Raw genomic sequence first — 25,779 nt, forward strand, 5'->3', positions numbered from 1 at the left:
TAAGGTCGCAGGCGAGGCGCAAGGGCCGCCGAAGGAGGAAAGAGCAGGATGCTGCGACTGGGCAGGCGCGAGTTCGACACCCACGAGCCGGTGATCATGGCCATCGTGAACCGGACGCCGGACTCCTTCTACGACCAGGGCGCGACGTTCCGCGACGAGCCGGCGCTGGACCGGGTCGAGCACGCGATCGCCGAGGGCGCCGCGATCATCGACATCGGCGGCGTCAAGGCGGGCCCGGGCGAGCACGTGGACGCGGCCGAGGAGGCACGGCGCACGGTCGGCTTCGTGGCCGAGGTCCGGCGCCGCCACCCGGACGTGGTGATCAGCGTGGACACCTGGCGGCACGAGGTCGGCGAGGCGGTGTGCGAGGCCGGGGCCGATGTCCTCAACGACGCGTGGGGCGGGGTGGACCCCAAGCTCGCGGAGGTCGCCGCGCGCTGGGGCGCGGGCCTGGTCTGCACCCACGCGGGCGGCGTGGAGCCGCGCACCCGGCCGCACCGGATCGCGTACGAGGACGTCATGGAGGACGTGCTGCGCGTGACGGTCGGGCTGGCGGAGCGGGCGGCGGCGCTGGGCGTCCGCCGGGACGCGATCATGATCGACCCGGGACACGACTTCGGGAAGAACACCCGGCACTCGCTGGAGGCCACGCGCCGGCTGGACGAGATGACGGCGACGGGCTGGCCGGTGCTGGTCTCCCTGTCCAACAAGGACTTCGTCGGCGAGACGCTCGACAAGCCGGTCAAGGAGCGCCTGCTGGGCACCTTGGCCACGACGGCCGTCTCGGCCTGGCTGGGCGCGCAGGTCTACCGGGTCCACGAGGTCGGGGAGACCCGGCAGATCCTGGACATGGTCCGTTCCATCCAGGGCCACCGCCCCCCGGCGGTAGCCCGCCGCGGCCTCGCCTGAGGCCTTCGTACCAGGTCGGGCCCGGGCCGGTCGGGCCCGGGCCGTGGTGGTTACTTCCCGACTTCCTTCGTCACCAGGGCGATCGCCTCGTCCACGTCGTCGGTGACGTGGAACAGGTAGAGGTCCTTCTCCGAGGCCTTGCCCTGGGCGATCACGGTGCCGCGCAGCCAGTCGATCAGGCCGCTCCAGTACTCCGTGCCGAACAGCACGATCGGGAAGCGCGTGATCTTCTGGGTCTGGACCAGGGTCAGCGCCTCGAACAGCTCGTCGAGCGTGCCCAGGCCGCCCGGCAGGACGACGAAGCCCTGGCTGTACTTCACGAACATCGTCTTGCGGACGAAGAAGTACCGGAAGTTCAGGCCGAGATCGACGTGCTGGTTGAGCCCCTGCTCGAAGGGGAGCTCGATGCCGAGGCCGACCGAGACGCCGTTCGCCTCGCGGGCGCCCTTGTTGGCCGCCTCCATGGCCCCCGGACCGCCGCCGGTGATCACCGCGAAGCCGGCGTCGACCAGCGCGCTGCCGATCCGCACGCCCGCGTCGTACTCGGGCGAGCCCTCCGGCGTACGGGCCGATCCGAACACGCTGATCGCGGGCGGCAGCTCGGCGAGCGTGCCGAAGCCCTCGATGAACTCCGACTGGATGCGCAGGACCCGCCAGGGATCGGTGTGCACCCACTCGGAGGGCCCGGCCGAATCCAGCAGCCGCTGGTCCGTCGTACTGCCCGCCTGCACCTGGCTCCGCCTCCTCAGCACCGGCCCGAGCTGCTGCTCCTCGGGCCGACGACGAGCGGAACCCTCGGGACTGCCGTGGTTGCCCATGCTGTGCTCCCTCCTGCTGATCGTTGGATCAGGGTAGGCGCACAAAGGTGACGAGAAGCGGAATTCAGGAGGTCAGCCAGGCGCGGAGTCGTTCCTCGCAGTGCCGGATCGCCTTCGTCTCGACGCGCTCGTCGACCTTGTGCGCCAGCAGGGCGTCGCCCGGGCCGTAGTTGACCGCCGGGACCCCGAGGGCGCTGAAGCGGGAGACGTCCGTCCAGCCGAACTTGGGCATGGCCCGGCCGCCGACCGCCTCCATGAAGGCCTCGGCGGCCGGGTGGGAGAGGCCGGGCAGGGCGCCGGGCGAGGAGTCGTCGACCACGAACTCGGCGATGTCGCAGTCCGCGAACACCTCCCGTACGTGGGCCAGCGCCTCGGCCTCGGTCCGGTCCGGGGCGTAGCGGAAGTTGACCGTCACCGTGCACGCGTCGGGGATGACGTTGTTGGCGACGCCGCCCTCGATGCGGACCGCGTTGAGGCCCTCGTGGTACTCCAGGCCGTCGATGACCGGCTTGCGGGGCTCGTAGGCCGCGAGGCGGGCGAGGATCGGGCCCGCCGAGTGGATGGCGTTGGAGCCCATCCAGCTGCGGGCGGAGTGGGCGCGCTCGCCGGCGGTGCGGAGCAGGACGCGCAGGGTGCCCTGACAGCCGCCCTCGACCTCGGCGTTCGAGGGTTCGAGCAGGACCGCGAAGTCGCCCGTCAGCCAGTCGGGGTGGGCGTCTGCGACCTTGCCGAGGCCGTTGAGGTCGGCGGCGACCTCCTCCTGGTCGTAGAAGACGAAGGTGAGGTCCCGGTTCGGCTCGGGCACGGTCGCGGCGATGCGCAACTGCACGGCGACACCGGACTTCATGTCGGTGGTGCCGCAGCCCCAGAGCACGTCGTTCTCGTCGAGGCGGGAGGGGACGTTGTCGGCGATCGGCACGGTGTCGAGGTGGCCGGCCAGTACGACGCGCTCGGCGCGGCCGAGGTCGGTGCGGGCGACGACGTTGTTGCCGAAGCGGTCCACGGTGAGGTGCGGCAGGCCGCGCAACGCGTGTTCCACGAGGTCGGCGAGTACCTTCTCGTCGCCGCTCACGGACGGAATGTCGACGAGCCGGGCGGTCAGCTCGGCGGCGTCCAGGGTGAGGTCCAGCTCGGATTCGGACATGGAACTGACCCTAACGCCCCGGGATGCGGCGAAGGCCCGTACGTCCGGCCGGTGGACGCGTCATATGCCTCAAGTACGGTGGGCCGCGTGTCCGAGACCCGTGATCCCCGTCCTCGTCGCCGCCGGCTACTCCGGGCGGTCGTCGGCCTGCTCGTTCTCCTCGCGGTGATCGGGTACTTCGCCGTGCAGCGCGACTCGAACGGTGGCGGCGGTGCCCCGTTCTGCGTGGCCAGCGCGGACCCGGTCGGGGAAGAGGAAACCTCTGAATCGTACGAAATGTCTCCGGAGCAGGCGGCGAACGCGGCGACGATAGCCGCCGTCGGCGTCGCCAAGGGCCTGCCGGACCGGGCGGTGACCATCGCGCTGGCGACCGCCATGCAGGAGTCCGCGCTGCGCAATCTCGATCACGGCGACCGTGACTCGCTGGGCCTCTTCCAGCAGCGGCCGTCGATGGGCTGGGGCACTCCGGCGCAGATCACGGACCCGGTCTACTCGGCCGGGATCTTCTACGACCACCTCGTCGACGTGCCGGGCTACTCGCGGCTGCCGCTGACGGTGGCCGCGCAGAAGGTGCAGCGCAGCGGGTTCCCGCAGGCGTACGCCAAGCACGAGCCGGACGCGATCGTGCTGACGGCGGCCTTCGCCGGCGGCGGCTCCGTGAACTGCGGCGGGCCCGCGCCCACCGGGCCGGGCGACCCCGAGCGGGTACGGGCCGACCTGATCCGGATCTTCGGCAAGGACGGGATGCACACCATGCCCCCGCAGGGCGGCAGGGCCGGCCGGAACGCCGGCGGCGGGCAGGTCGTGCCGGAGCCCGAGGTCACCCTGGTGGAGAAGGGGGGCGGCGGCGAGGCCGCGACGCGCCGCAGCCGGGCGATGGCCCACTGGGCGGTGGCCCACTCCAAGGAGATGGGCATCTCCCGGGTGTCGTACGGCCGGCACGGCTGGATCGCCGGCAAGGACCGGGGGCGCTGGCAGGACAAGAGCGGGGCGAGGACGAAGGACGGCGCCAAGGACCCGCACACCGCGGAGCCGGGCGAGGTCCGGATCTTCATGACCCGCTGATCCCCGCTGATCCCCGGCGGTCCCGCCGGTCCCCGGGCGGGACGCCGCGGGCCGGGGCACGCACCGGGGGCGCCCGGGCTGGCGTACGAGTGATCACTCCTGCGGGGGGATCCGTGTAGTGGTCCACGGAACCCGGATCGGGGGCGGAACCCCTGGTCGGCGCGCATCCGATGCTCTTGTCGCGGAAGCCGATTAAACGATGCGTTACCGATCCTTTACCCACCGGCACCGCAACTCCACCCGCCCCGCGAGCGGTTAGTCATGGCGTACTCAGCCGCTACCGCTTAGGAGCAACATGTCTCTCCCCCTGACCCGTCGGATCGCCCGTGCCGCGCTGCTCGTCGCAGCCGGGGCAGCGCCCGTGGTCGGTGCGGCCGGTGCGGCCAGCGCCGCCGGTCTGGAGTCCGTGCCGCAGCTGGGCCAGCTCACCGCCCCCGACACCGCCGCGACGGCGGACGCGGCCACGGGCGTCTTGGACACCGCAGGCGGCGCCACCAAGTCCCTGCCGGCCCCCGCCGCCGACGTGGCCGGTACCGCACAGGGCCTGCTCGGCGGGCTCCCCGTCAAGGAGCTGCCGACGTCCTCGCTGCCGACCTCCGGCGGCCTGCCGGCCGGGCTGCCCGGTGGCCTGCCGCTGGGCGGCTGACACCGCGGGAACCACCGAGGGGGCCGGGAGTGCGAACTCCCGGCCCCCTCGGGCGTTTCCCGCGGGGAGCCCGGGCCGGCCGGCCCGGGCTCGGCCCGTGCTCAGCCCAGGCGCTTGACCGCCGCCTCGACCCGCTCGTCGGTGGCGGTGAAGGCGACGCGCACGAACCGTGCGCCCGCCTCGCCGTAGAAGTCGCCCGGCGCGACCAGGATGCCCAGGCCGGCGAGGTGGGCGACGGTGTCCCAGCAGGGCTCGTCACGGGTCACCCACAGGTACAGGCTCGCCTCGCTGTGCTCGACCCGGAAGCCGTGCGCCTCCAGGGCCGTACGCAGCGCCGCGCGGCGGGCCGCGTAGCGCTCGCGCTGCTCCTCGACGTGGGCGTCGTCGCCGAGCGCGGCGACGGTGGCCGCCTGCACCGGGGCCGGGGTCATCATGCCGCCGTGCTTGCGGATCTCCAGCAGCTCGCCGAGCACGTCCGCGTCACCGGCGACGAAGGCCGCCCGGTAGCCCGCCAGGTTGGAGCGCTTGGAGAGCGAGTGGACCGCGACGATGCCCTCGTACGAGCCGCCGCAGACGTCGTCGTGGAGGACGGAGACGGGCTCGGCCTCCCAGCCCAGCTCCAGGTAGCACTCGTCGCTGAACAGCAGGATCCCGTGCTCGCGCGCCCACGCCACGATCCGGACCAGGTCCTCCTTGGCGAGGACCTTGCCGGTGGGGTTGGACGGGGAGTTGAGCCACAGCAGCTTCACGCCGGCCGGGTCGAGCTCGGTCGGGTCGTCGTAGACCACCGCCTCCGCGCCGCACAGCCGCGCGCCGACCTCGTACGTGGGGTAGGCGAGCCGGGGGTAGGCCACCTTGTCCCCGGCGCCCAGGCCCAGCTGGGTCGGCAGCCAGGCCACCAGCTCCTTGGAGCCGACGACCGGCAGGACGTTGCGGTGTTCGGCGGCGCTCGCGCCGAGGCGGCCGCGCACCCAGCCGGTGATCGCGTCGCGCAGGGCGGCGGTGCCCCACACGGTCGGGTAGCCCGGGGAGTCGGCGGCGGCGATCAGGGCCTGCCGGATCAGCTCCGGGACCGGGTCGACGGGCGTCCCGACGGACAGGTCGACGATGCCGTCCGGGTGGGCCGCCGCCGTCTTCTTGTACGGCTCCAGCTTGTCCCAGGGGAAGGCGGGAAGACGGTCGGATACTGCGGCCACGGTGGTCTCTGCTCTCTCTGAGTGCTGGGGTGTGCAGGTCGGAAAACACGTCGGTCCCGTGCGGCGGAAGGCCGTACGGGACCGAGGGGCGCGTCTGCCTGAAAGGTCAGTGCTCGCCGTTGATACCGGCGGGCAGCGCCGCGACGAAGGGGTGGTCGCGCTCGATCAGGCCCAGCTTGGAGGCACCACCGGGCGAACCGAGCTCGTCGAAGAACTCGACGTTCGCCTTGTAGTAGTCCTTCCACTCCTCCGGGGTGTCGTCCTCGTAGAAGATGGCCTCGACCGGGCAGACCGGCTCACACGCGCCACAGTCGACGCACTCGTCCGGGTGGATGTACAAGGACCGCTGGCCCTCGTAGATGCAGTCGACGGGGCACTCTTCGATGCATGCCTTGTCCTTGACGTCGACACAAGGCTCCGCGATGACGTAGGTCACGCTCTCGTTCCTCCTCGGTAGGGCTTTCCATATCGCGCGGGAGCGCGGCGTCGTCGATGCCCGCACCTAGTATCTCCGTTCCCGGGCACGATCCGAACAGGAGGGGCGGACAGAGCTGTGGAAATCACTGCCGGTGGACTGCTGGAGGTCCGTATTACCCCGGCTGACGTGGGTAAACGAGTCTCTGTACGACGGGTGGAGGCCGGGCTGAGCGGATCACCCGAGTTCACGGACACGGTCGGGGTTCTCACATCCTGGGACCAGGGTGTGCTGCTGATCACAAAGAAGGACGGGCAATCCGTCCGTATCGCGGAATCCTCCCTGGTGGCGGGCAAGATCGTGCCTCCGGCGCCGGCCCGGCGGCGGGGTCCCGCGGCCTCCTTCGAGGAGCTCTCGCGGGTCACGGCGCGGGCCTGGCAGCCGCTGGAGAGCGAGCCGCTGGGCGCATGGACGCTGCGGGCGGCCGGCGGATTCACCCGGCGGGCCAATTCCGTGCTGCCGCTCGGCGATCCGGGGATACCCCTGGACGATGCACTCGCGCGAGTGACCTCCTGGTACGCCCGGCGGTCGCTCCCGGCCTACGTCCAGGTCGCGACGGGGGCGGCGGGCACCCAGGAGATGCTCGGCGCGGAGCTGGCGCGGCGCGGCTGGGTGAACGAGGTGTCGGCGGAGGTACGGATCGGGGCGCTGGCGCCGGTGGGCGACGTGGACGCGCCCGCGGCCGCGGACGTCCGCCTGACCCGGGTCCCGGACGAGGAGTGGCTCGGGCGCTACGGCAAGGTGAGCGACCCGGATCTGGCCCGGCGGGTGCTGGTGGAGGGGCCGTCGGTGTGGTTCGCGGCGCTGCCCGGGGGCCGGGCCGTGGGGCGGTGCGTGGTGGACGGCCGGTGGGCCGGATTCGCGGCGGTCACGGTCGATCCGGCGCACCGGCGGGAGGGTCTGGCGACGGCGGTGATGGCCGCGCTGGCCCGGCGGGCGCTGGAGGAGGGCGCGTCGGCGGCGTGGCTCCAGGTCGAGACGGACAATCCGGGGGCGCTGGCGCTCTACGACGGGCTGGGCTTCGTGACGCACCACGCCTACCACCACTACCGGGCGGCGTCGTGAGCTCGGCGGCCTGGCGGGCGCAGTTCGCGGCCGAGGCCCGGGCGGAGCGGCCGGACCTGGCGCTGCTGTGCCTGCTGCTGGCCACCGAGGCGGACCCGGCGCTGGACGAGAACGCGATGGACCGGGCGCAGATCGAGCTGGACCGGCTGGCCGGGATGCTGCCGTACGGGCTGCGCGGCGGGCGGGCCTGGGCGAACGCGGTGACGGAACTGCTCGGCGGGCACCTCGGGTTCCACGGCACCCCGGCGGACTACGACCGGCTGTCGTCCTCGCTGCTGCACGAGGTGCTGCGGCGGCGGCGCGGGCTGCCGATCCTGCTGTCGGTGGTGTGGCTGGAGGTCGCCCGGCGGGCCGGTGCGCCGGTGTACGGGCTCGGGCTGCCGGGGCACTTCGTGGTGGGCTTCGGGGACCCGGAGGAGGGCGTGGTGGTGGACCCGTTCGCGGGCGGCGCGTCCCTGGGCACCGGGCCCGCGGAGCTGGCGTCGGGACCGCGCGAGCCCGCGCGGACGCTGGGCATCGTGCAGCGGATCCTGGCGAACATCCGGGCCTGGGCCTCGGCCCGCCCGGAGCAGTCGGGGGTGGCCCTGTGGGCGGTGGAGCTGTCGCTGCTGCTGCCGTCGCATCCGGCGGCGCTGCGGTACGAGCGGGCGCGGCTGCTGGTGGAGCGGGGCTCCTTCCGTGAGGGGGCGGCCGAGCTGGACGCGTACGCGGCGGTGGTGTCCGCGGTGGACGCCGACGCGGCGGACCGCATCCGCGCGGAGGCCGTGTCGGCCCGCGCCCTCCTGAACTGACGGGCCCCGGCCCGCCGGGCCACCGCCGGCGGGGCTGGATATGGCCCCGCGGAGCCGGAACGGGGCGGGGGTCAGAGCCAGCCCTTTTCGCGGGCCGTGCGGACGGCTTCGGCGCGGTTGCGGGCCGCCAGTTTCTGGATCGCCGTCGAGAGGTAGTTGCGGACCGTGCCCTGGGACAGGTGGAGCCGGGCCGCGAGTTCCGCGTTGGTCGCGCCGCCCTCCGCCTCGCGCAGGACCTCCCGTTCGCGGTCCGTCAGCGGGTTGGCGCCCTCCGCGAGGGCGGCCGCGGCCAGCGTGGGGTCGATGACGCGCTCCCCCTGGAGGACCTTGCGCACGGCTGCCGCCAGCTGCGCGGCCGGGGCGTCCTTGACCAGGAAGGCGGAGGCGCCCGCCTCCATCGCGCCGCGGAGGTAGCCGGGGCGGCCGAAGGTGGTCAGGATGACGATCTTCAGGGCGGGGAGTTCGGCACGCAGGGCGGCCGCCGCCTCGATGCCCGTCATGCCCGGCATCTCGATGTCCAGCAGGGCCACGTTCACGTCGTGCGCGCGGGCCGCCGCCAGTACCTCGTCGCCGCGGGCCACCTGGACCCGTACCTCGATGTCGGGTTCCAGGCCGAGCAGCGCGGCGAGGGCCTCGCGGACCATCGACTGGTCCTCCGCCAGGAGGATGCGGATGGGACGTGAGGTCATGGTCTCGATCCTAGGGGGACACGGGCGGTGAGGGCGAAGCCCGTCCGCCCGGTGGGGCCCGCCGACAGGGTCCCGCCGAGGGCCTCCAGACGTTCCGTCAGGCCGGTCAGTCCGTTGCCGGGGGTGCTCGGGCCGGAGGCCGTGCCGTCGTCCGTGACGGTCAGTTCCGCCACCGGACCGTCGAGGGTCTGGCGGGTCCCCAGGGTGACCCGGCAGCGCTTGGCACCGCTGTGCCGCACCACGTTCGTGACGGCTTCGCGCAGGGACCAGGCCAGGACCGATTCCGCCTCCTCCGGGAGGTCGTCCGCCGGGGGCTCGGGGAGGTCCGCCAGTACGCCCGCCGCGGCCAGCGCGGTCCGCGCGCCCGCGAGTTCGCCGGGGAGCGTGGGACGCCGGTAGCCGCTCACCGCTTCGCGTACGTCGACCAGCGCCTGCCGGCTGACCTGCTCGATGTCGGCGACCTGCCGGGCGGCCGCCTCCGGCTGCCCGGGCAGCATCCGGCCCGCCAGCTCGCTCTTCAGCGTGATCAGGGACAGCGAGTGCCCCAGCAGGTCGTGCAGGTCCCGGGCCATGCGCAGCCGTTCCTCGTTGGCCGCGAGCTGGGCCACCGTGGCCCGGGCCTCGCGCAGCTCCTTCGTGGTGCGGATCATCGCCCGGATGCCGACCATCGCGAAGCCGCCCATGAGGGCCGGGATCAGCAGGCCCGCCAGGTAGGCGGTGCCGCGCGGCACGGCGTTCGCCGTGACCGCCAGCAGGGCGGTGGCGCCGAGTACGGTCCAGCGGGAGTACTCGGCGGGCAGCGCGGCTCCGGAGCAGATGGCCACGTAGACGAAGAGCACGAGCCATTCACGGCCCAGGCTCAGCGACATGACCGTGGCCAGGGCGGTGAGCACCGCCACGGAGAACAGCACCCGGCGGACCGGCAGCGGGCGGGCGGTACGGAAGATCAGTACCAGGTACCAGGCGACGAAGGACACGAGGCCCAGGCCGCCGAGCAGCCGGGCCCCGGCGCTGTGTCCGCCGCCGACCAGGTCGGTGACGGGAGCGCTCAGGTAGACGAGCCAGATGCTGATCCAGAGCGCCTTCACCATCCTCTGGCGGCGGTTCTCCGGCTCTTGGGCGACCCGGGAGAGGTCCCGGTCCTCGCCTTCCATCGTCAGCGCCACAGGTTCAAGCCTTCAGTGAGTCCTTGCGGTACAGCCAGGCGGCCGCACCGGTGAACAGTACGAAGTACACCGCGAGGAGCACGACGTCCCCGGTCCGGGGTGCGCCACCGAGCTCGATGGCCTGGCCCAGGCCCGCGTAGGCGTGGGTGGGGAGGTACGCGCAGATGTCCTGGAGCCACTGCGGGAATGTCGCGGTGGGCATCCACAGGCCGCCGAGGATCGACAGCCCGAAGTAGACGAGCATCGTGATGGGGCGGACGGTGTCCCCGCTGGCCAGGTAGCCGAGGGCGACGCCGAGGGCCGCGAAGACCAGGCTGCCGGCCCAGATCGAGCCGGTGAGGGCGAGCCACTGCCAGGCCTCGAACCGTACGCCCTTCACGGCGGCCGCCACCGCGAAGACGACGAGGATGGCGGGGAGCGAGAGCACTCCGGCGCCCGCGGTCTTGGCGAGGACGTAGCCGCGGCCGGGGAGGGCGGTCAGGCGCAGCTGGCGGACCCAGCCCTTCTCCCGTTCCTTGGCGATGCGTTCGCTGTTGCCCACCAGGACGGCGGTCAGGGCGCCGAAGGAGGACATGGCGACCATGTAGAAGGCGGGCATGGTCAGTTCGGTGCCCATGACCTTGGTGGTGCCGTCGAGGGTTCCGCCGAGCATCAGGAACAGCGCGGCCGGGTACATGACCGTGAAGAAGAGGTACTTCTTGTTCCGCAGGGCGCGGACGATCTCCAGCTTGATGAGGGCGTTCACTGGGTGGCCTCCTCGGCCTCGGTGAGGGCGATGAAGGCCTGTTCCAGGCCGAGGCCCGCGACCTCCAGATTGCGGGGGCGGAGCCCGAGCGCGTACACGGCGTGGACGGTGGCGTCGGCGTCGCGGGACTGGATGCGCACGGTGTCGCCGTGGTGGGCGAAGGCCGTCAGGTGAGGCAGCGCGCGGAGTCGCTCGATGTCGGCGGCGGCGGCGCCGGTCAGGTCGAAGGAGATCTTCCGGGCGCCGGCCTTGGCCTTGATCTCGGCGGCGGTGCCGTCCGCGAGCAGCCGGCCCTTGCTGAGGACGAGGACCCGGTCGGCGATCGCGTCGGCCTCTTCCAGGTAGTGGGTGGCGAAGAGGACGGTGCGGCCCTGGTCTGCCTGTTCGCGCATGGTGGCCCAGAAGGACTGGCGGGCGGTGACGTCCATGCCGGTGGTCGGCTCGTCGAGCACGATCAGGTCGTTGTGGCCGGCCGTGGCGAGCGCGAAGCGCACGCGCTGCTCCTGGCCGCCGGAGAGCTTGTCGACCCGGCGGTCGGCGATCCTGTCGATGCCGGCCCGGGAGAGCACCTGGTCGACGGGGTGCGGCCGCGGGTGCAGGGCGCAGCCGAGGGCGACGATCTCCCGTACGGTCACCTCCTCCATCAGGCCGCCGCTCTGCAGCATCGCGCCGACCCGCCCGGCGGCGACGGCCTCACGCGGGGTGGTGCCGAAGAGCCGGACGGAGCCGGAGTCGGCGGGGCGCAGGCCGAGGAGGAGGTCGAGGGTGGAGGACTTGCCGGCACCGTTGGGGCCGAGGAGCGCGACGGTCTCGCCCGGGTGGAGTGCGAGGGAGAGGCCGTCGACCGCCCGGACCGGGCCGTAGTGCTTGGTCACGTTCTCGAAGCTCACCACGGTGTCGGTGGCGGGCCTCGCGGTGCGTGTCGCGGTCGTCGTCGTCATGGAGAGAGATTCGCCCGTACGGGGTCCCGCGCGGCAGTGTCGGGCGTCGTGCGTGCGTGATGACGGATGTCATGCGGCGGACGTGACAGCGCCCCCGCCCGGGGTGCGGGCGGGGGCACTGTCTCTGCCGTGCCGGGACCTGCCGGTCCGGGCGGGACGGGCGCTAGTTCGGGTTGGTGTCGACGACCGCGGTGCGCTCGGCCGTGGTCTTGCCGCGCAGTGCCTTGCCGAGGGGGCCGGCGATGTCCTGCGGCAGGACGGGCGTCTTCTCGCCGTTGCCGCGGGTGATCAGGATCCCGTCGAAGGTGTTCCCGTAGGTCGCCTTGAGCGCCTCCAGGTCGAACTTCTCGACCAGGTGGCCGTCGACGGGCTGCATGCTCAGGATCTTGGGCAGGGACTTGGCGCCGAAGGCGATGGACTTGGCGCCCACCTTGACCGTGGCGTTCGCCGACATGGCGGGCTCGGCGAACTCCTTCATGGCCCGGTCCAGTTCGGCCTGGCCGATGGCCGGCTCCTTGGTGGTGGTCGGCAGTTCGACCGCGGCCGCCTTGCCGGTGGCCACCTGGTCCTTGAAGGCCTTGGCCACCAGCTGGACGGAGGCGTCCACGTCGAGGGTGGTGCCGGCGGTGCCGGGGACCGCGACGGCCTTGCCGGTGTCGAACTTGATCGTGCCCTCGGTGGCGGTGCCGGAGGCGCCCGCGAGCTCCTGGAGCGCGACCTGGAGCTTCTCCTCGTCGGTCGGCAGCACGGGGTCGGCGACCCGCTCGTTGCCGAGGAGCGAGCCGATGACCGTGATCGGGTTGTAGTCGCTGCCGGCCGCGTTGCGGACGGTGGTCTGGGCGTCCAGGGTCAGGCCGGCCTTCTCGGGCTTCAGCTCGACGGGCTTGCCGCCGACGGTGAGCTGGATCGGGGCGGCGGCGCGGGTGCCGAAGGCCGTCTGGAGCTTGGAGACGGCCTCGTCGCGGCTGCCGCCGATGTCGACGCCGAGGACGGTGGTGCCCTTGGGGACGTCGGAGTGGTTCAGGAGCAGCCCGGCGCCGTAGGCCACGCCGAGGAGCGCGATGACGCCGCCGCCGAGCAGGACCAGCTTGGAGCGGCCCTTCTTGGCGGGCTTGCCGGCGCCCTTGCCGGCGGCCTTCGGCTGCGCGGCCGCGGGGCGGGAGCCGCCCGGGGCGGGAGCCGGTACCGGGGTCGGCAGCGGGCCGTCCAGGTCGGGGCCGGGCCACTGAGCCTCGTCGAAGGCGGCCGCGCCGGCGGGGCCGCCGACGGGGCCGGAGCCGAAGCCGGGGCCGCCGGTGGGTCCGGCGGGGCCACCGCCGTAGGCCGGGAACGCCTCGGTGACGGGGCCGGCGTCGACCATGTCGTCCTCGTACACGGGGAAGCCCTGGGTGCTCCCGACGCCCGGGCCGCCGGGCATCGGGGCCGCGGCGCCGGGGGGCTGGGCGAAGCCCTGGCCGTAGTCCGCCACGGGCGGTGCCGGGGTGCGCGGCGGCGCGTAGCCGGCGTCGGGTCCGGGCGCCGTCGGGGCCTGGGTGCGCGGCGGCGGGGCGAAGCCCGCGCCCGGCATGGCCGGCGGTGCGGGGGCCGGGGTCGGCGTCGGGGACGGCGTCCGGGTGGGCAACGGCCGCTGCGCGAGCGGCGGCGCGGCCGCGGCCGGCGGCGTCTGGGCCGCGGCGGGGGCCTGGGCCTGCGCGGCGGGCTTGCGGGGGGCGAACCAGTTGCTGGCCGCCTCCTCGGGTTCGGCGGCCGGGGCGGGCGCGGGAGCGGGCGCCTGCGGCTGGGCGCGGTCCGGCTCCGGCGCGGCCTCGATGCGGGTCGGCTGCGGCCCGCGGCGCTGCGCGAGCGGCGGGGCCGGCTCGGGCGTCGGCTCCGGCCGGGTCTGCTCCCCGGCCCCGGCCGGGGCGGAGCTGGTGCCCATCGCCTTGCGCACGACCACCGGCGGGATCGGCCGCGAACCCGGGATGTTGATCCGGATCCGGGTCGTCAGGGTGGTCTCGGTCTTGGGCCCGTCGGCATCGGGTGTGGACGGCTTCGAGGTCACAGCGTTCTCCTCCGGAGCGGTCGCCGCAGCGTCCGTGGTCGGGTACTGGCCGGTTCCGTACGGCGGTGTACCCGAGGGGTAAGCGGCTCCACCGTGCCCCTGGGGCCCGGAGGACGAACTGTCGGTTTCACGACTCAAGGCAGGTTCTCCCGGTTGGCTCCACCGCCCGTCGTACCGTGCGCGGGCAGCTCGGCGGCCCGTCCACCATACTGGCCGCCGCCCGCACGCAACTGTCTGGCGGGAATCAGGGGTTCCTGATAGCGCCGGTCAAACCCCTCTGAAGTGCCCGGCGGGCAGCCCGGCGCTCCCCACGGCATACCTCCCTACGAGGTCCGACACCACGTCACTTGGCGGGCCGAGCGGCCGAAACCGGCCGATTCAGCGGACCGCGCATCGTGGCACACATCACAGCGAGAACCGTTCCACCCAAAAGGTAGATGTACACGCCGATTCCGGACGAACCGAGGAGGAAGTCTCCCTCGGGGCGCGGGACGCCGAGCAGGATGTAGGAGAGGAACCAGCCGACCGCGGCACCGCCCACCCCGAAGCCGGTCCCGAGGGCGATCCGGCCCCCGAGGAACAGCCCGAGGACGGCCAGCAGGGCGAGCAGCAGACCGCCGGGGAACCAGAGGTCGACCACCAGCCAGCCGGCCGCGCCGGTCAGCACGCCCGCGACCAGCATGCCCAGGCAGCCGGCGATCCGGCCGGCCGTCGCGGTCCCGCTCACGCCTCCACCCCCGCGAAGAGGTCGTGTTCGCGCTCGCCCGCCGGGACGCCCGGCCGGCCCTCAGCCAGTTCGTAGTACTCGCGGGTGAACAGCGGCTGCGCCAGGTCGTTGGAGAGGGCGAAGAAGGACCCGTCCACCGCGATCTGGGTGGCGTGGGCCCGCATGGCGGCGGCCTTCGCCGCCGCGAAGGTGTCCTTGGCGTCGATCTCGGCGGTGATCCGCTCGTCGGCGACGACCCCCGGCACGTCCTCGGGCGAACCCACCGCGGGGAAGGGCACCTCGCCCCCGGCGGCGCGCAGCCGGGCGAAGCCCTCCTCGACCACCGAGCGCGGGACGCGGTTCCAGTAGATCTTCCCGACCGTGTGGGGCGCGCCGAAGTCGCGCCGGTACGCGGGCTCCGCGGCCAGTTCGGCGGCGCGCATGGCGACCCGGTGGGCCTGGATGTGGTCGGGGTGCCCGTATCCGCCGTCCGGGTCGTAGGTGACGAGCACCTGCGGCCGCAGCTCCCGGATCACCTCCACGAGGTACGCGGCGGCCTCGTCCACGTCGGCCGACCAGAAGGCCTGGGGGCGGTGGTTCTGCGGGGCGCCCATCATCCCGGAGTCCCGGAAACGGCCGGGGCCGCCGAGGAACCGGTGGTCGTGGACGCCCAGTTCGGCCATGGCCGCGGCGAGCTCGCCGACGCGGTGGGCACCGAGGGTGTCCTCGCGGTCGGCCGCCAGGTGGGCGAGCCCGGGCGGGATGACCTCACCCTCCTCGCCGAGGGTGCAGGTCACCAGCGCGACGTGGGCGCCCTCGGCCGCGTACTTGGCCATGGTGACGCCGTTGTTGATCGACTCGTCGTCGGGGTGCGCGTGCACGAGGAGCAGACGACGGGCAGGAAGACCGTTCATGGGGCCAGCCTACGAGGCGGGACCTAGAACTTGAGGCCACTGATCATGCTCGCCACGTTCGAGGTGAGCTGGCTGAGGGTCGGGGCGATGGTGGAACTCGCCAGGTAGAAGCCGAGCAGTACGCAGACCACCGCATGTCCCGCCTTCAGGCCCGCCCTCCGGACCAGCAGGAAGACGATGATCGCCAGCAGCACCACGGCGGAGATCGAGAGTGCCACGGCGTTTCACCTCCACGTCGAGCGGACATCGGTACGCGCATTCGTGCTCGGCAGGAGTCATACCCACCGTGCGCTACGGATCATAACTATCCGTACCAGCGCATCGATCGAAATCCGGCAGCACGAGGGGCGCATGGCGCGCACGAGTGGGGTCACGGGGAGGCCGGCCGGCGAGGCTGCACGCCTCCCCGGCCGGCTGTCGGCACCCGCACGGCCGCACGGCATTCACGTTGCATGCCCCAGATCTCGGGGCAGAAACGGTCAAGTTACTCCCGTGTGAACGGAGTTGCCGGGGCTCCTGCCGTCCCTCCGCCGGGCGCGCAGCGGTGGCCGGAAATGATCGGTCGTCGGCTACTCCTTCGTCAGCGGACCCGTCGGAGGCGGGGGCGGGGGCGGCTGCGGCGGCTGCGGCGGCTGGTCCGACGGCGGGACCACCTGCTTCTCCGCCGCGAAGTGGCAGGCCGACGGGTGGGCCGCCGGGCCCGAGGGGAAGACCTGCGGGACCGCGAGCAGCGGAACCTCCGCCGTGCAGCGCGGCTCGGCCTTCCAGCAGCGGGTGCGGAAGGGGCAGCCCGAGGGCGGGTTGGCCGGGGAGGGGACGTCGCCGCTGAGGATGATCCGCTCGCGGTGCGCGCGGGCCTCCGGGTCGGGGACCGGGACGGCCGAGAGCAGCGCCTGCGTGTACGGATGGGTCGGGTGGTCGTAGATCTGGCTGTCGGTGCCGATCTCGACGATCCGGCCGAGGTACATGACCCCGACCCGGTCGGAGATGTGCCGGACGATCGAGAGGTCGTGCGCGATGAAGACGTAGGACAGGCCGAAGTCGCTCTGCAGCCGGTCCAGCAGGTTGATGACCTGGGCCTGGACGGAGACGTCCAGCGCGGAGACGGGCTCGTCGGCGACGATGATCTCGGGTTGGAGCGCGAGGCCGCGGGCGATGCCGATGCGCTGGCGCTGGCCGCCGGAGAACTGGTGCGGGTAGCGGTTGATGTACTCCGGGTTCAGGCCCACCACGTCCAGGAGTTCCTGGACCTTCTGCCGGCGCGAGCCCCTGGGGGCCACCTCGGGGTGGATCTCGTAGGGCTCCCCGATGATGTCGCCGACCGTCATGCGCGGGTTCAGCGACGTGTACGGGTCCTGGAACACCATCTGGATGTTGCGGCGCACGGCCTTCAGGGCGCGCCCCGACAGCTTGGTGATGTCCTCGCCCTTGTACGAGATCGCGCCCGCCGTCGGCCGCTCCAGATTGACCAGCAGCTTGGCCACGGTGGACTTCCCGCAGCCGGACTCGCCGACGATGCCGAGTGTTTCACCGGCGCGCAGGCCGAAGGAGACCCCGTCGACGGCCTTGACCGCGCCGACCTGCTTGCGGAAGACGATGCCCCGGGTCAGCGGGTAGTGCTTGACCAGGTTCTTCACTTCCAGCAGGGACTCAGCCATGGAGGCATTCCTTCCAGAAGTGGCAGGCGCTGGTCCGCTCCACCGGGGACTCGGTCACCGGGTACAGCGGCGGGACGTCGGTGCGGCACACCGCCTGCGCCATGGGGCAGCGCGGGTTGAAGGCGCAGCCGGGCGGGATGGCCACCAGGTTGGGCGGCAGGCCCTTGATGGCGTACAGCTCCTGGCCCTTCTGGTCCAGGCGCGGGATCGAGTCCAGCAGGCCGCGCGTGTACGGGTGCGCGGGCGCCTTGTAGATCTCGTGGACCGGGGCCGCCTCGACGATCCGGCCCGCGTACATGACGGCGATCTTGTCCGCGACGTCGGCGACGACGCCGAGGTCGTGGGTGATCAGGATGAGGCCCATGTTCAGCTCGCGCTGGAGCTCGGCCAGCAGGTCCATCACCTGGGCCTGGACGGTGACGTCCAGGGCCGTCGTCGGCTCGTCCGCGATGATGAGCGAGGGCTCCAGTGCCAGCGCCATCGCGATCATGATGCGCTGGCGCATGCCGCCCGAGAACTGGTGCGGGTAGTCCCCCACCCGCTCCTTCGCCGCCGGGATCTTCACCCGGTCCATCAGCTCGACGGCCTTGCCCTTGGCTTCCTTGCGGGACATCCCGCGGTGCACCTCGTACATCTCGCCGAGCTGCGCGCCCACGCTCAGGACCGGGTTCAGGGAGGAGAGCGCGTCCTGGAAGATCATCGCCATCTCGGCGCCGCGGATCTTCCGCCGTTCCTCCCCCTTCATCTTGAGGAGGTCCTTGCCCTTGAAGAGGATCTCGCCGCCGGCGATCCGGCCCGGCGGCACGTCGAGGATGCCCATGACGGCCTGGGCGGTGACCGATTTGCCGGAGCCCGACTCGCCGAGCACGGCGAGCGTCTCGCCTTCGGCCACCGAGTAGTTGACGCCGTTGACGGCCTTGGCGACTCCGTCGCGCGTCTTGAATTCCACGTGCAGGTCGCGGACTTCGAGCAGCATGTGCGGGGCTCCTCAGCGCAGCTTGGGATCGAGGGCGTCGCGCACCGCGTCGCCGAGCATGATGAAGGCGAGGACGGTCAGGCTCAGCGCGCCGGCCGGCCAGAGCAGCATGTGCGGGGCGTTGCGGATCTGCGGGGCCGCGTTGGAGATGTCGATGCCCCAGGAGACGGTGGGCGGGCGCAGGCCGACGCCGAGGAAGGACAGGGTGGCCTCCAGGGCGATGTACGTGCCGAGCGCGATGGTGGCGACGACGATGACGGGGGCGATGGCGTTGGGCCCCACGTGCCGGACCATCATCCGCCCGTTGCCGGCGCCGAGGGCCCGGGCGGCCTGGACGTAGTCGTTCTGTTTGGCGGTGATGACGGAGCCGCGGCCGATGCGGGCGATCTGCGGCCAGCCCAGGAGCACGATGAAGCCGACCACCGGCCAGACGGTGGTGCTGGTGACCACGGACAGGAAGACCAGGCCGCCGAGGACGACGGGGATGCCGAAGAAGATGTCGGCGACCCGGGAGAGCAGCGCGTCGCCCCATCCGCCGAAGAACCCGGCGAGCCCGCCGAGCACCGAGCCGAGCAGGGCGGCGCCGAGGGTGGCGCAGACGCCTACGGTGATGGAGGCGCGGGCTCCGTAGACGGTACGGGTGTACACGTCGCAGCCCTGGGTGTCGTAGCCGAAGGGGTGGCCCGGGGAGGAGCCCTGCTGCGACTTGGACAGGTCGCACTGCAGCGGGTCACCGCTCGCGATGAGCTGCGGCCAGATCGAGATGATCACGAGGAAGAGGATCATCAGCGAGGAGATGATGAAGACGGGGTTGCGGCGCAGCTGGTGCCAGGCGTCGGACCACAGCGAGCGGGGCTTCTCCCGCGGTCCGGAGCCGGGTCCACCGGAGGCGGCCGACGCGCTCTGCTCCAGGCTCTCGGCCTCGTCCAGTGCCAGATCCATGGGCCCGCCCTGGCCGGTGGGTGCGATGGCCTCTCCCTCTCCGGGTTGCAGCGGGTCGTAGGCGGGCTGGCTCGGCTCAGGCATAACGGATCCTCGGGTCCAGGACCGCGTAGAGCAGGTCGACGAGCAGGTTCGCCAGCAGGAAGACGATGACGAGGATGGTCACGAAGCCGACGACCGTGGGCGAGTTGTTGCGCAGGATGCCCTGGTAGAGCTGGTAGCCGACGCCGTGGATGTTGAAGATCCGCTCGGTGATGATGGCGCCGCCCATCAGCGCGCCGATGTCGGTGCCGATGAAGGTGACCACCGGGATCAGCGAGTTGCGCAGCAGGTGGCGGGTGACGACCCGGCGGCGCGGCAGGCCCTTGGCGGTGGCGGTGCGCACGTAGTCGGCCTTGACGTTCTCGGCGATGGAGGTGCGCGAGAGCCGGGTGACGTAGGCGAGGGAGACCAGCGCGAGGACGATGCCGGGCAGGATCAGCTCGTTGAGGGGTGCGTCCTCGGAGACGCTGGGCCGCACCCAGTGCCATTTGACGCCGAGGACGTACTGGAGCAGATAGCCCGTCACGAACGTCGGTACGGAGATGACGACGAGGGTCAGCACCAGCACGGTGGTGTCGACGGACCTGCCCCGGCGCAGGCCGCTGATCACGCCGAGGGTGATGCCGATGACGACCTCGAAGAAGATCGCGACGGCGGTCAGGCGCAGGGTGACGGGGAAGGCGCTGGCCATGAGCTCGGTGACCGGCTGGCCGTTGAAGGCCGTGCCGAAGTCGCCCTTGAAGATCTGGCCCATGTAGTGGAGGTACTGCTTCCACAGGGGCTGGTCGAGGAAGAGGTCCTTGCGGATGCGCGCGGCGGTGGCGGGGTCGGGCGCCTTGTCGCCGAAGAGCGCCGCGACCGGGTCACCGAGCGCGTACACCATGAAGAAGATCAGGAACGTGCTGCCGATGAACACGGGGATCATCTGGAGCAGCCGCCGGATCACATAACGTCCCATGGACTGCTCCAGGATCGATCCGAAACGCGGGTCAGCCGACCTTGATCTGGTCGTACACGGGGACGCTGAACTGGTTGAGCGCCACGTCCGAGAGCCGCTCGGCGTAGCCCGCGCTGCCGTTCTGGTACCAGAGCGGGATGGACGGCATCTGCGCGGCGAGGATCTTCTCGGAGTCCTGGAACTTCGCGACGGCCTTGGCCTGGTCGCTCTCCTGGTTGGCCTCGTCGACGAGCTTGTCGAAGTCCGCGTTGCTGAACTTCCCGTAGTTGGAGGACGCCCCGGTGTAGTAGAGGGGCTGGAGGAAGTTCTGGATCAGCGGGTAGTCGGCCTGCCAGCCGGAGCGGAAGGGGCCGGTCAGCTTGAAGCTGCTCTGCTGGTTGCGGAAGTCGGCGAAAGTGCCGATCGGGTTGACCGTGCAGACCGGGCCCTCGCCCAGCGCGTTGTTGATGCTGTTGCAGACGGCGTCCATCCAGTCGCGGTGCGAGCCGGTGTCCACGTTGGAGGTCAGCGTGACCTTGCCGCCGGGGAGCCCGCCCGCGTCCGTGATGAGCTTCTTGGCCGCGACCGGGTCGTAGACGCAGGCGTCACCGCAGACCGTGGAGGAGAAGCCGCCCTTCTCGCCGAGGGCCGGGGAGGTCCAGTCCTTGGCCGGGGTGCGGGTCTCGCGGAAGATCTGCTTGGTGATCTCGTCGCGGTTGATGGCCCGGGAGATGCCGATCCGGACGTTCTCCATCCCCTCCTTGCTCCACTGCGGGTCGTACAGCGGGAAGGTGAGGGTCTGGATGATGAGGGCCGGCTGGTTGATGTACCGGTCGCCCAGGTCGTTCTTGACGTTCTTGAGCTGCTGCGCCGGGATGTCGTCGACGAGGTCGAGGTTGCCGGAGATCAGGTCGGTGTAGGCGGTGTTGTTGTCGGTGTAGACCTTCAGGTCCACACCGCCGTTCTGCGCCTTGTCCGGACCGGGGTAGGTGTCCCACTTGCGCAGCTTCATGCCGGTGCCCTTGGTGTACGAGTCCACCGTGTACGGGCCGTTGCCGATCGGCTTGTCCAGCCACGCGGCGTGGTCGGTGAAGAACGCCTTGGGCAGGGGGGAGAAGGCCTGGTAGCCGAGGGTCTCGGGCCAGGTGGAGAACTTGTTCTTCAGCGCGACCGTGAAGGTCTTGGCGTCCTTGACGACCAGACCGGACATGGTCTTGGCCTTGGGCTCGCCGGAGGCGGGGTGGACGTCCGCGTAGCCGACGATGTCGGAGAAGAACGGCGAGTTGTTCTGCTTGTTGCGCACGTCCGCGCCGTAGTTCCAGGCGTCGACGAAGGACTGCGCGGTGACGGGCTCGTCGTTGCTGAACTTCCAGCCGTCCTTCAGGGTGATGGTGAAGTTCTGGCTGTCCGTCGTGTCGATCTTCTCGGCGACCATGTCGAGGGCCTCGCCCGTCTTCGGGTCGTAGCGCTTGAGACCCCGGAAGAGCATGTCGAGGACCTTGCCGCCCTGCACCTCGTTGGTGTTGGCGGGCTCCAGCGGGTTCTGCGGATCACCCCACGAGGAGCTGACGATTCCCGCCTCGCCGCCTCCGCCGCTGTCGCTACCGCCGCCGCAGGCCGTCGCCGCGAGGGCGACGGCCACCGCACATGCGGCCCACTTGGCGTGGGTGGCTCCGCGCATGGAGTGCCTCCTAGGGATCCCAAGACTCGCTTAGGGGCCTATGTCACCCTATGTGGGGTCCTGCACACTCCTCGTTGGCCCGATTGCACCCGCGCGTCCCTCCCCTGTCACCCCTGGGGGTGCAATGAAAGCTCCCACGAGTCGACCGCGTAGTGCAGGCCCATGCCGTGCGCCTCGTACAGCGCGAGCGCGCCGGTCTCGTTGCGGGTGTCCACGCCGAGGCCCACGCGGTCCCGGCCGCGCTCCGCGTAGACGGCGAAGCAGTGGCGGAGCAGGAAGCCGCCGATCCCCCGGCCGCGCACCTCCTCGGCCACGCCGATGTGGCTGACCCAGGCCGTGCTCGTACGGTCGTCCCGGGTGAGCAGCACGGCCACGTCGCCGTGGCCGGGCAGGCTCGCGATCCACACCAGTGACCAGTCGAGCTTGCGGCCGTCCAGGTGGTCCAGCCAGGTCTCGTACGAGCGGTCCACATGGCCGAAGTGCGCGGCGAAGGTCCGCTCGACCAGGGCGTGGGCCCGGTGGCGGTCGGCCTCGTCACCGGCGCAGTGGCGCAGGGTGAGGCCGGCCGGCGGGGTCGGCGCCGGATCGGCGGCCGGGGCCAGGGTGCGGGTCATGACCTGGTAGCGGCGGATGGTGCGGTAGCCGCGCCCGGTGAGGAGGGAGGTGTCGAGGGTGGGCTTCACGTTGAGCTGGAGTCTCAGTACGCCGGGCCCGGCGGACAGTTCCCGGGCCCTGGCCTCCATGCGCTCCAGCAGCAGGACGGCGGCCTCGCGGTGGCCGGGCAGCACGTAGTGGTCCGCGTCGACGCGGCCCGGGCCCGAGTCCGCCCAGACGAGGGCGTAGGCGACGGGTCTCCCGTCCTGGAAGGCGAGCCAGGAATCGGTGGCCAGGTCGACGTCCGGGGCGTTGAGGTCGGACTCGACGGCGCCCAGATCGGTCTCCGGGCGGCCGATCTCGATCACGTCGACGGCATTGAGCAGGGCGCAGATGTCGGACGCGTCCCCGGGCCCGGCGGGCCGTACGGTGAGGGTCATGCGGTCACTGTCCGGCCCGGGCTCCGGGGGGCGCAACCGGTTTCGGCGGGCTCCCGTCCCCGGGTACGCGGACGGCCGGCCCCGGCGCCGTGGGGCACCGGGACCGGCCGTCGGAAGGTACGCGTCGGTCAGACGGCCAGGATGGCCTTCTCCTCGGCGAAGTGGCACGCGGACTCGTGCGCGGCCAGGGTGTTCACACCCTTGAAGCGCTCCGGGATCGCCAGCAGCGGCTCCTCGGTGGAGCACTTGTCCTGGACCTTCCAGCAGCGGGTGCGGAAGCGGCAGCCCGACGGCGGGTTGGCCGGGGACGGGACGTCACCGGTGAGGATGATGCGCTCGCGGCCCTCGCGGGCGGCCGGGTCGGGGACCGGGACGGCCGAGAGCAGCGCCTGCGTGTACGGGTGGGTCGGGTGCTCGTAGATCTCGGCGTCGGTACCGATCTCGGCCATCTTGCCGAGGTACATGACGCCGACGCGGTCCGAGATGTGCCGGACGATCGAGAGGTCGTGCGCGATGAAGATGTAGGACAGGTTGAACTCGTTCTGCAGCTTCTCCATCAGGTTGATGACCTGCGCCTGCACCGACACGTCGAGCGCGGAGACCGGCTCGTCGCAGATGATGATCTCCGGGTTGAGCGCGAGGCCGCGGGCGATGCCGATGCGCTGGCGCTGACCGCCGGAGAACTGGTGCGGGTACCGGTTGATGTACTCCGGGTTCAGGCCCACCACGTCCAGGAGCTCCTGGACCTTGCGGCGCCGGTCGCCCTTCGGGGCCACCTCGGGGTGGATCTCGAAGGTCTCCCCGATGATGTCGCCGACCGTCATGCGCGGGTTCAGCGACGTGTACGGGTCCTGGAACACCATCTGGATGTTGCGGCGCACGGCCTTCAGGGCCCGGCCGGACAGCTTGGTGATGTCCTGGCCCTTGTAGAAGACCTCGCCCGCGGTGGCGCGCTCCAGGTTCATCAGGAGCTTGGCGACCGTGGACTTGCCACAGCCGGACTCGCCGACGATCCCGAGGGTCTCGCCCTGGTAGAGGTCGAAGGAGATCCCGTCGACCGCCTTGACCGCGCCGACCTGCTTCTTGAACAGGATTCCCTGGGTCAGCGGGAAGTGCTTGACCAGGTTACGGACCTGGAGGATCGGCTCGCGCTCGGTGGCGTTCTTGGTGAGCTCAGCCATGGATCTGGTCCTTCCAGAAGTGGCACGCGCTGCCGCGGCCGGGCAGTTCGGTGCCGTCCTGCTCGGTGACCGGGTGCAGCACCGGGATCTCGGTGCGGCAGATGTCCTGCGCCTTGGGGCAGCGGGGGCTGAAGGCGCAACCCGTCGGGATGCGGAGCAGGTTGGGCGGCAGGCCCTTGATCGCGTAGAGCTCCTGGCCCTTCTGGTCCAGGCGCGGGATCGAGTCCAGCAGGCCGCGGGTGTACGGGTGGGACGGGCGCTTGTAGATCTCGTGGACCGGAGCGGTCTCGACGATCCGGCCCGCGTACATGACGGCGATCTTGTCCGCGACGTCGGCGACGACGCCGAGGTCGTGGGTGATCAGGATCAGGCCCATGTTCATCTCGCGCTGGAGCTCCGCGAGAAGGTCCATGACCTGCGCCTGGACCGTCACGTCGAGGGCCGTGGTCGGCTCGTCGGCGATGATCAGGTCCGGCTCCAGGGCCAGCGCCATGGCGATCATGATGCGCTGGCGCATACCGCCGGAGAACTGGTGCGGGTAGTCACCCACGCGCGCCTTGGCGGCGGGGATCTTCACGCGCTCCATGAGCTCGATGGCCTTGAGCTTCGCGTCCTTCTTGGACGTGCCCCGGTGGACCCGGAACATCTCGCCGAGCTGGTCGCCCACCGAGTAGACCGGGTTCAGGGAGGACAGCGCGTCCTGGAAGATCATCGCCATCTTGTTGCCACGGAGCTTGCGGCGCTCCTCGTCGGACATCGTGAGGATGTCCTTGCCGTGGAAGCGCACCTCGCCGCCGGACACGCGTCCGGGCGGGCTGTCGAGGATGCCCATGATCGCCTGGGCGGTGACGGACTTGCCGGAGCCGGACTCGCCGAGCACGGCGAGGGTCTCGCCGGCGCTGACGCTGTAGCTCACGCCGTTGACGGCCTTGGCGACCCCGTCACGGGTCTTGAACTCGACCTGGAGGTTGTCCACCTCCAGCAGCGGCACGGCGGTCGCACCGTCCGTCTCCGCAACGCTGAGAATCTCCGACGTGGTCACGCCGCCACCTTCGTCCTGCTTGCTGATGTTGTCTCGGGGCATCGGGCGGCCCTACCGGAGCTTCGGGTCGAGCGCGTCACGCAGGCCGTCGCCGACGAAGGCGAAGCCGAGCACGGTGACGACGACGAAGAGGCTGGGGAAGTACCACAGGTAGTCGTTGACGCCGATGAAGCCCTGCCCGGCCGCCAGCATGTTGCCCCACTCGGGGACGTCGACGGGGACACCGGCGCCGAGGAAGGACAGCGCCGCGACACCGACGATCGTCGTGCCGACGTTGAAGGTCGCGTAGACCAGCACGGCGGTCAGCGAGTTGGGCAGGATGTGGGTGCGGACGACCCGCCAGCCGCTCGCTCCCAGTGCCTTCGCCGCATGGACGTAGTCCATCTCGCGCACGGACAGGATCGAGCTGCGAAGGAGCCTGGACACGGTGGCCCAGGAGAAGATCGCCAGCGAGATGACCACCGGGGTGATGCCGCGGCCGGTGACCAGGATGATGACGATGGCACCGATCATCAGCGGGAACGCGAGGAAGACGTCCGCGATGCGCATGACCAGGGTGTCGGCGAAGCCGGCGAAGTAACCGGCGATGGCGCCGAGGGCGACACCGATCAGCACCGCGAAGAAGATCGAGGCGAGGCCGACGAACATGGCGACGCGGGTGCCGACTATGAGGCGCGAGAACATGTCGCGGCCCAGGGCGTCGGTACCCATCCAGTGCGCGCCGCTGGGCGAGGCGAGGGTGTTCTCAAGGTCCTGCGCGCCCGGCTCGTAGGGCACGAGGTAGTCGCCGAAGATGGCGGTCAGGAACAGCAGGGTGATGATGGCCAGGCCGACGACGGCCAGCTTGTTCTGGACGAAGCGGTGGCGGATCTCGCCCCACTGCGTCAGTTGCTTGGGTGCGGGTTCGGCCTGGACCGAAGCGGACGACACGGGGTTCTCGTCCCCGATCGCCGGGCTCGTTGCGAGCTCAGACAT

The 25,779-nt window shown here is 71.5% G+C and carries 26 protein-coding genes; 5 read left to right on the forward strand and 21 right to left on the reverse strand.

All coding sequences use genetic code 11. The features are described 5' to 3' along the window. Positions 1 to 48 precede the first annotated feature (48 nt). A complete protein-coding gene (gene folP / locus Sspor_RS16795; RefSeq protein WP_202199868.1) occupies positions 49 to 909 on the forward strand; it encodes a dihydropteroate synthase in 861 nt (286 codons plus the stop codon). 50 nt (positions 910 to 959) lie between these two features. Here folP and Sspor_RS16800 read toward each other — a convergent pair whose 3' ends face one another. Both Sspor_RS16800 and dapE read right to left on the reverse strand, forming a co-directional pair. Next, positions 960 to 1,727 (reverse strand): LOG family protein, encoded by a 768-nt coding sequence (locus Sspor_RS16800; protein ID WP_030012114.1) that lies wholly within the window; start codon positions 1,725 to 1,727, stop codon positions 960 to 962. Between the two features lie 64 nt (positions 1,728 to 1,791). Then, positions 1,792 to 2,871, reverse strand: coding sequence for a succinyl-diaminopimelate desuccinylase (gene dapE / locus Sspor_RS16805; RefSeq protein WP_202199869.1), 1,080 nt, complete (start codon positions 2,869 to 2,871; stop codon positions 1,792 to 1,794). 87 nt (positions 2,872 to 2,958) lie between these two features. On the opposite strand from dapE, the gene Sspor_RS16810 reads away from it, so the two are divergent. Together Sspor_RS16810 and Sspor_RS16815 are read left to right on the forward strand one after the other, a co-directional pair. Continuing rightward, complete coding sequence (locus Sspor_RS16810; RefSeq protein WP_202199870.1) at positions 2,959 to 3,936, forward strand: hypothetical protein; 978 nt, start codon at positions 2,959 to 2,961, stop codon at positions 3,934 to 3,936. A gap of 295 nt (positions 3,937 to 4,231) precedes the next feature. Next, positions 4,232 to 4,582, forward strand: coding sequence for an ATP-binding protein (locus Sspor_RS16815; RefSeq protein ID WP_202199871.1), 351 nt, complete (start codon positions 4,232 to 4,234; stop codon positions 4,580 to 4,582). Between the two features lie 101 nt (positions 4,583 to 4,683). Here the strand turns inward: Sspor_RS16815 and dapC are convergent, their stop codons facing one another. Both dapC and fdxA read right to left on the reverse strand, forming a co-directional pair. Next, the gene (dapC, locus tag Sspor_RS16820; protein WP_202199872.1) at positions 4,684 to 5,778 is read right to left on the reverse strand and encodes a succinyldiaminopimelate transaminase; all 1,095 of its coding nucleotides are present in this window, start codon (positions 5,776 to 5,778) and stop codon (positions 4,684 to 4,686) included. 106 nt (positions 5,779 to 5,884) lie between these two features. After that, on the reverse strand, positions 5,885 to 6,214 hold the full coding sequence (gene fdxA / locus Sspor_RS16825) for a ferredoxin (RefSeq protein WP_030011906.1): 330 nt from the start codon (positions 6,212 to 6,214) through the stop codon (positions 5,885 to 5,887). A gap of 117 nt (positions 6,215 to 6,331) precedes the next feature. Between fdxA and Sspor_RS16830 the strand changes: the two genes are divergently transcribed. Together Sspor_RS16830 and Sspor_RS16835 are read left to right on the forward strand one after the other, a co-directional pair. Then, entirely contained in the window at positions 6,332 to 7,318 is a 987-nt protein-coding gene (locus Sspor_RS16830) for a GNAT family N-acetyltransferase (RefSeq protein WP_202199873.1), read from the forward strand. Then, positions 7,315 to 8,109, forward strand: coding sequence for a transglutaminase family protein (locus Sspor_RS16835; RefSeq protein WP_237403891.1), 795 nt, complete (start codon positions 7,315 to 7,317; stop codon positions 8,107 to 8,109). The genes Sspor_RS16830 and Sspor_RS16835 overlap by 4 nt, the downstream gene beginning before the upstream one ends. A gap of 71 nt (positions 8,110 to 8,180) precedes the next feature. Here Sspor_RS16835 and Sspor_RS16840 read toward each other — a convergent pair whose 3' ends face one another. The 17 genes from Sspor_RS16840 to Sspor_RS16920 all read right to left on the reverse strand — a co-directional run bounded on the left by Sspor_RS16840 (position 8,181) and on the right by Sspor_RS16920 (position 25,779). Next, positions 8,181 to 8,798: a response regulator transcription factor gene (locus Sspor_RS16840; protein ID WP_202199875.1), complete on the reverse strand. Its 618-nt coding sequence runs from the start codon at positions 8,796 to 8,798 to the stop codon at positions 8,181 to 8,183. Then, the gene (locus Sspor_RS16845) at positions 8,795 to 9,952 is read right to left on the reverse strand and encodes a sensor histidine kinase (protein WP_202203695.1); all 1,158 of its coding nucleotides are present in this window, start codon (positions 9,950 to 9,952) and stop codon (positions 8,795 to 8,797) included. Before Sspor_RS16845 ends, Sspor_RS16840 begins: the two co-directional genes overlap by 4 nt. 16 nt (positions 9,953 to 9,968) lie before the next feature. Beyond that, positions 9,969 to 10,709 (reverse strand): ABC transporter permease, encoded by a 741-nt coding sequence (locus Sspor_RS16850; protein ID WP_202199876.1) that lies wholly within the window; start codon positions 10,707 to 10,709, stop codon positions 9,969 to 9,971. After that, on the reverse strand, positions 10,706 to 11,650 hold the full coding sequence (locus Sspor_RS16855; RefSeq protein WP_202199877.1) for an ABC transporter ATP-binding protein: 945 nt from the start codon (positions 11,648 to 11,650) through the stop codon (positions 10,706 to 10,708). The genes Sspor_RS16850 and Sspor_RS16855 overlap by 4 nt, the downstream gene beginning before the upstream one ends. 163 nt (positions 11,651 to 11,813) lie before the next feature. Continuing rightward, complete coding sequence (locus Sspor_RS16860; RefSeq protein WP_202199878.1) at positions 11,814 to 13,829, reverse strand: peptidoglycan binding domain-containing protein; 2,016 nt, start codon at positions 13,827 to 13,829, stop codon at positions 11,814 to 11,816. Between the two features lie 205 nt (positions 13,830 to 14,034). Next, a complete protein-coding gene (locus Sspor_RS16865; protein WP_202199879.1) occupies positions 14,035 to 14,418 on the reverse strand; it encodes a DUF6113 family protein in 384 nt (127 codons plus the stop codon). Continuing rightward, a complete protein-coding gene (gene mshB / locus Sspor_RS16870) occupies positions 14,415 to 15,311 on the reverse strand; it encodes an N-acetyl-1-D-myo-inositol-2-amino-2-deoxy-alpha-D-glucopyranoside deacetylase (protein ID WP_202199880.1) in 897 nt (298 codons plus the stop codon). Before mshB ends, Sspor_RS16865 begins: the two co-directional genes overlap by 4 nt. Before the next feature lie 23 nt (positions 15,312 to 15,334). Next, on the reverse strand, positions 15,335 to 15,529 hold the full coding sequence (locus Sspor_RS16875) for a hypothetical protein (RefSeq protein WP_030012369.1): 195 nt from the start codon (positions 15,527 to 15,529) through the stop codon (positions 15,335 to 15,337). A gap of 351 nt (positions 15,530 to 15,880) precedes the next feature. Continuing rightward, positions 15,881 to 16,969: an ABC transporter ATP-binding protein gene (locus Sspor_RS16880; protein ID WP_202199881.1), complete on the reverse strand. Its 1,089-nt coding sequence runs from the start codon at positions 16,967 to 16,969 to the stop codon at positions 15,881 to 15,883. After that, complete coding sequence (locus Sspor_RS16885) at positions 16,962 to 17,945, reverse strand: ABC transporter ATP-binding protein (protein WP_202199882.1); 984 nt, start codon at positions 17,943 to 17,945, stop codon at positions 16,962 to 16,964. The genes Sspor_RS16880 and Sspor_RS16885 overlap by 8 nt, the downstream gene beginning before the upstream one ends. Positions 17,946 to 17,957: 12 nt before the next feature. Next, positions 17,958 to 18,971 carry an ABC transporter permease gene (locus tag Sspor_RS16890; protein WP_202199883.1) on the reverse strand — a complete coding sequence of 338 codons (1,014 nt, stop codon included), beginning with the start codon at positions 18,969 to 18,971 and terminating at the stop codon, positions 17,958 to 17,960. Further along, positions 18,964 to 19,887, reverse strand: a complete 924-nt coding sequence (locus Sspor_RS16895) for an ABC transporter permease (RefSeq protein ID WP_202199884.1) — start codon at positions 19,885 to 19,887, stop codon at positions 18,964 to 18,966. The genes Sspor_RS16890 and Sspor_RS16895 overlap by 8 nt, the downstream gene beginning before the upstream one ends. A 31-nt stretch (positions 19,888 to 19,918) precedes the next feature. Beyond that, complete coding sequence (locus Sspor_RS16900) at positions 19,919 to 21,547, reverse strand: peptide ABC transporter substrate-binding protein (protein WP_202199885.1); 1,629 nt, start codon at positions 21,545 to 21,547, stop codon at positions 19,919 to 19,921. Between the two features lie 107 nt (positions 21,548 to 21,654). After that, positions 21,655 to 22,581 (reverse strand): GNAT family N-acetyltransferase, encoded by a 927-nt coding sequence (locus Sspor_RS16905; RefSeq protein ID WP_202199886.1) that lies wholly within the window; start codon positions 22,579 to 22,581, stop codon positions 21,655 to 21,657. Positions 22,582 to 22,709: 128 nt separating this feature from the next. Further along, on the reverse strand, positions 22,710 to 23,762 hold the full coding sequence (locus tag Sspor_RS16910) for an ABC transporter ATP-binding protein (protein ID WP_202199887.1): 1,053 nt from the start codon (positions 23,760 to 23,762) through the stop codon (positions 22,710 to 22,712). Further along, complete coding sequence (locus Sspor_RS16915) at positions 23,755 to 24,738, reverse strand: ABC transporter ATP-binding protein (protein WP_372499831.1); 984 nt, start codon at positions 24,736 to 24,738, stop codon at positions 23,755 to 23,757. The genes Sspor_RS16910 and Sspor_RS16915 overlap by 8 nt, the downstream gene beginning before the upstream one ends. A gap of 117 nt (positions 24,739 to 24,855) precedes the next feature. Further along, the gene (locus Sspor_RS16920) at positions 24,856 to 25,779 is read right to left on the reverse strand and encodes an ABC transporter permease (RefSeq protein WP_202199889.1); all 924 of its coding nucleotides are present in this window, start codon (positions 25,777 to 25,779) and stop codon (positions 24,856 to 24,858) included.

It is taken from the genome of Streptomyces spororaveus (assembly GCF_016755875.1).
GTDB classification, from domain to species: domain Bacteria; phylum Actinomycetota; class Actinomycetes; order Streptomycetales; family Streptomycetaceae; genus Streptomyces; species Streptomyces spororaveus.